Consider the following 4,312-nt stretch of genomic DNA (forward strand, 5'->3'; position numbering starts at 1 on the left):
GCCCCGGTCCGTCCGGACCGGGGCCGCCTGCACGGGCCTTCGTCAGTGCACGCCCTCGAAGAGGCTGGTCACCGAGCCCTCCTCGAACACCTCGCGGATCGCGGCGGCGATCGACGGGGCGATGGAGAGGGTGGTGATCTTGTCCAGCTGGAGCTCCGCCGGGGTGGGCAGCGTGTTGGTGAACACGAACTCGCTGACCCGCGAGTTCTTCAGCCGGTCCGCGGCCGGGCCGGAGAGGACACCGTGGGTGGCCGCGACCACGACGTCCGCGGCGCCGTTGTCGAACAGCGCGTCGGCCGCGGCGCAGATGGTGCCGGCGGTGTCGATCATGTCGTCGACCAGCACGCAGACCCGGCCCTTGACGTCACCGACGACGTCGGCCGACAGGATGGTGTTGGCCTGGGTGATGTCGCGGCGCTTGTGGATGATCGCCAGCGGGGCGTCCAGCCGGTCGCACCACTGGTCGGCGACCTTCACCCGGCCGGCGTCCGGCGAGACGACGGTCAGCTTGGAGCGGTCGACCTTCCCGCCGATGTAGTCGGCCAGCAGCGGCAGCGCGAACAGGTGGTCCACCGGGCCGTCGAAGAAGCCCTGGATCTGCGCGGTGTGCAGGTCCACGGCCATCAGGCGGTCCGCACCGGCCTGGCGCAGCAGGTCGGCGATCAGCCGGGCCGAGATGGGCTCGCGGCCGAGGTGCTTCTTGTCCTGGCGGGCGTAGCCGTAGAACGGCAGGATCGCGGTGATGCTCTTGGCGGAGGCCCGCTTCAGCGCATCGATCATGATCAGCTGTTCCATGATCCACTGGTTGATGGGAGCCGTGTGGCTCTGCATCACGAAGCAGTCCGCGCCGCGCGCGGAGTCCAGGAAGCGGACGTAGATCTCGCCGTTGGCGAAGTCCAGGGCCTTGGTGGGGACCAGCTCGGTCCCGAGCGCCTCGGCCACCTCCTTCGCCAGCTCCGGGTGGGCACGGCCGGAGAAGAGCTTCAGCTTCTTCTCACCCGACGTCGTGATCCCGCTCACTGCACCGTCTCCTCGCGTTGCGAACGCTGAACCCTCGACCCGGTGGCGGGCAGGCAGGGCCCGCTCGTGGCACGGGTAGGGGGAATTGTCGGTACGCCTGGACACGGGCGGTAAGCCCAGTGGCGCACGTATGTCCCCAAGGTTACGCGCCCGCGCAGAAACCGTCCGCCTCGGGACCGCCCCCGGCCCCCGGGCCCGCCCGCTCAGGCCTGCTCGGCCCCGTCCGCCGCAGCCTTCGCGGCCTGCGCGGATGCCGTCCCGGGGCGCTTGCGCTCGACCCAGCCGTCGATGTTGCGCTGCGTGGCCCGGCTCACACCGAGTGCCCCGGCCGGGACGTCACCGGTGATCACCGAACCGGCGGCGGTGTAGGCGCCGTCACCGATGGTGACCGGGGCGATGAACATGTTGTCCGAGCCGGTGCGGCAGTGCGCGCCGATGACCGTGCGGTGCTTGTTCACGCCGTCGTAGTTCACGGTGACCGAGGCCGCGCCGACGTTGGTGCCCTCGCCGATCGTCGCGTCGCCGATGTAGGACAGGTGCGGCACCTTGGCGCCCTCGCCCAGCTCGGAGTTCTTCACCTCGACGTAGGTGCCGACCTTCGCCTTGCGGGCCAGCCTGGCGCCGGGCCGCAGGTAGGCGTACGGACCGGCGGTGGCCAGCTCGCCGATCTCGGCGCGGTCGGCCGTGGTGTTGCTCACCCGGGCGCCGGCGCCGACCAGGGTGTCCTTGAGGGTCGAGTTCGGGCCGACCTCGCAGCCCTCGCCCAGGTGCGTGGCGCCCTGGAGCTGGGTGTTCGGCAGCACCACGGCGTCCGGCTCGTAGCTGACCTGCACGTCGAACCAGGTGGTCGCCGGGTCCACCACGGTGACGCCCTCGCGCATCGCCCGCTCCAGCAGGCGGTCGTTCAGCAGCCGGCGGGCCTGCGCCAGCTGGACCCGGTCGTTGATGCCCAGGATGTCCCGGTGGTCCTCGGCCACCACGGCGCCGACCCGGTGACCCGCCTTGCGCAGGATCTCCAGGGTGTCGGTCAGGTACTCCTCGCCCTGCGAGTTGTCCGTGGTGAGCTCGCCCAGCGCCGCGGTGAGCAGCTTGGCGTCGAACGCGAAGACGCCGGAGTTGATCTCGGTGATCGCGCGCTGGGTGGCGCTGGCGTCCCGCTCCTCGACGATCGCGGCGACGGTGCCGTCCTCGTCCCGCAGGATGCGGCCGTAGCCGAAGGGCTCCGGGACGACGGCGGTCAGCACGGTGACGCCGTTCTGCTGGGCGATGTGCGCGTCGGCCAGCCGGCGCAGGGTCTCCCCGGTCAGCAGCGGCGAGTCGCCGGCGGTGACGATGACCGTGCCGTCCAGCGCCACGCCGTCGGCGGCCAGCGACTCCAGCGCGGTGCGCACCGCGTGCCCGGTGCCGTTCTGCTCCACCTGCACCGCGGTGCGGGTGGCCGGGTAGTGCTCCGCCAGGTGCGCCTCGACCTGCTCGCGCTGGTGGCCGACCACCACGACCAGCTGGCCGGGCGTCAGCTCCCGGGCCGCCGAGACCGCGTGACCCACCAGCGAGCGCCCGCACACCTCGTGCAGCACCTTGGGCAGCTTGTTCGACTTCATCCGGGTCCCGCCACCGGCGGCGAGCACGACAACGGCGGCAAGCGAATTGGCACCCATGCGGGGAGGCTCCTCGGTAAGTTCACAGAGAGGGCAGAGCAGGCCCGGCCCGGACCCAGGCCGGTCGCCATTCGCACAGTCCGCCGAGCAGCACCGACAATACCGGCGCGAGGGAAAACGCCCGAACCCGAGGCGTGCAGAGGCTCCGCCGCTAGGATTCGAACCCAGACAAAGGCCTCCAAAGGGCCCTGTGCTGCCATTACACCACGGCGGACAGTCGTGTCAGACCCTACCGGAGAGGGCCCTGCCGTGGGTATCGGCTTGCGTCGATCCGCGGGCCCGATTCCGCCCCCGGCGGCCGAACGCGCCGGGCCCCCGGTTCATCCATCCAGTCGGGTGAATTCACTCAAGCGCCGCGCGGCGGAGTGTTCCCCTGGACACGGAGCGCAACCTACGATGCCGTAGGTTACGCCAACGTAGCTCCGCTTCTCTCCCGCTCCGGGACGCCGCAAAGGGACCCCCATGACCATCCAGGCCGGCGAGGCGCGCGCGGGGAACGCCGCGTCCCGCACCCCGTCTTCCGACTCCGATCCCGCCGATCCCACCGGTCCGGCCGAACCGGCTGATTCGGCCCTGATCACCGAGACCGCCGGGACCACCGACGCCGACGCCGCGGCCACCCGGCTGTCCGCCACCCGTGGCGGGGAGAAGCAGGGCCTGGCCGAGCGGATCGCGCTCTCCCTGTTCATCCTCGTGCCGTTCACCGCCCTGGTCGCCGCCGTCCCGGTGGCCTGGGGGTGGGGACTGGGCTGGACGGACCTCGCGATCACCGTCGCGATGTACTACCTCACCTGCCACGGCATCACCATCGGCTACCACCGCTACTTCACCCACGGCGCCTTCAAGGCCAACCGCCCGATGCGCCTGGCGCTGGCGATCGCCGGGAGCCTCGCGGTCGAGGGCCCGCTGGTGCGCTGGGTGGCCGACCACCGCAAGCACCACCGGTTCAGCGACAAGGACGGCGACCCGCACTCGCCGTGGCGCTACGGGGAGAGCGTCCCGGCGCTGATGAAGGGCCTGTGGTGGGCCCACATGGGCTGGATGTTCGACGAGGAGCAGACCTCGCAGGCCACGTACGCCCCCGACCTGGTGCGCGACCCTGCCATAAGGCGGATCTCCCGGCTGTTCTGGCTCTGGACCACCATCTCGCTGCTGCTCCCCGCGCTGATCGGCGGCCTGGTGAGCCTGTCCTGGGAGGGGGCGCTGTCCGCCTTCTTCTGGGGTTCGCTGGTCCGGGTGGCGCTGCTGCACCACGTCACCTGGTCGATCAACTCGATCTGCCACGCCGTCGGCCGCCGCCCGTTCCGCTCCCGGGACCGCTCCGGCAACGTCTGGTGGCTCGCCGTGCTCTCCTGCGGGGAGTCCTGGCACAACCTGCACCACGCCGACCCGACCGCGGCCCGGCACGGGGTGCTGCGCGGGCAGATCGACTCCTCGGCCCGGCTGATCCGCTGGTTCGAGCTGGCCGGCTGGGTCCGGGACGTCCGCTGGCCGGACGCGCAGCGGATCGCCGCCCGCCGCGCCGCATGAGGCGGCGCTTCCAGCATGATGTAGGGGTGAACGGGAGCAGCGCAGACAGCACAGGCGGTCACCACGGCACGCGGACGGACGCGGCGCCCGCCACGGCGCCGGCC

The 4,312-nt window shown here is 71.6% G+C and carries 3 protein-coding genes and 1 tRNA gene; 1 reads left to right on the forward strand and 3 read right to left on the reverse strand.

Features of this window, described 5'->3' with window-relative positions; genetic code table 11:
- Nucleotides 1-42: 42 nt before the first annotated feature.
- From ACFVGO_RS37430 to ACFVGO_RS37440, 3 genes are all read right to left on the reverse strand, one after another.
- On the reverse strand, nucleotides 43-1,020 hold the full coding sequence (locus tag ACFVGO_RS37430; RefSeq protein WP_359899724.1) for a ribose-phosphate diphosphokinase: 978 nt from the start codon (nucleotides 1,018-1,020) through the stop codon (nucleotides 43-45).
- A 203-nt stretch (nucleotides 1,021-1,223) separates the two neighbouring features.
- The gene (gene glmU, locus ACFVGO_RS37435) at nucleotides 1,224-2,678 is read right to left on the reverse strand and encodes a bifunctional UDP-N-acetylglucosamine diphosphorylase/glucosamine-1-phosphate N-acetyltransferase GlmU (RefSeq protein WP_380636633.1); all 1,455 of its coding nucleotides are present in this window, start codon (nucleotides 2,676-2,678) and stop codon (nucleotides 1,224-1,226) included.
- Between the two features lie 143 nt (nucleotides 2,679-2,821).
- Nucleotides 2,822-2,892, reverse strand: a tRNA-Gln gene (locus ACFVGO_RS37440).
- Between the two features lie 248 nt (nucleotides 2,893-3,140).
- Between ACFVGO_RS37440 and ACFVGO_RS37445 the strand changes: the two genes are divergently transcribed.
- Entirely contained in the window at nucleotides 3,141-4,208 is a 1,068-nt protein-coding gene (locus tag ACFVGO_RS37445) for a fatty acid desaturase (protein ID WP_359899728.1), read from the forward strand.
- Nucleotides 4,209-4,312 lie beyond the last annotated feature (104 nt).

It is taken from the genome of Kitasatospora sp. NPDC057738 (assembly GCF_042798815.1).
GTDB classification, from domain to species: Bacteria; Actinomycetota; Actinomycetes; order Streptomycetales; family Streptomycetaceae; genus Kitasatospora; species Kitasatospora lactacystinica.

Coding starts and splice junctions, on each gene's coding strand:
- glmU (WP_380636633.1), bottom strand. CDS start 2,678: ATGGGTGCCAATTCGCTTGCCGCCGTTGTCGTGCTCGCCGCCGGTGGC.
- ACFVGO_RS37445 (WP_359899728.1), top strand. CDS start 3,141: ATGACCATCCAGGCCGGCGAGGCGCGCGCGGGGAACGCCGCGTCCCGC.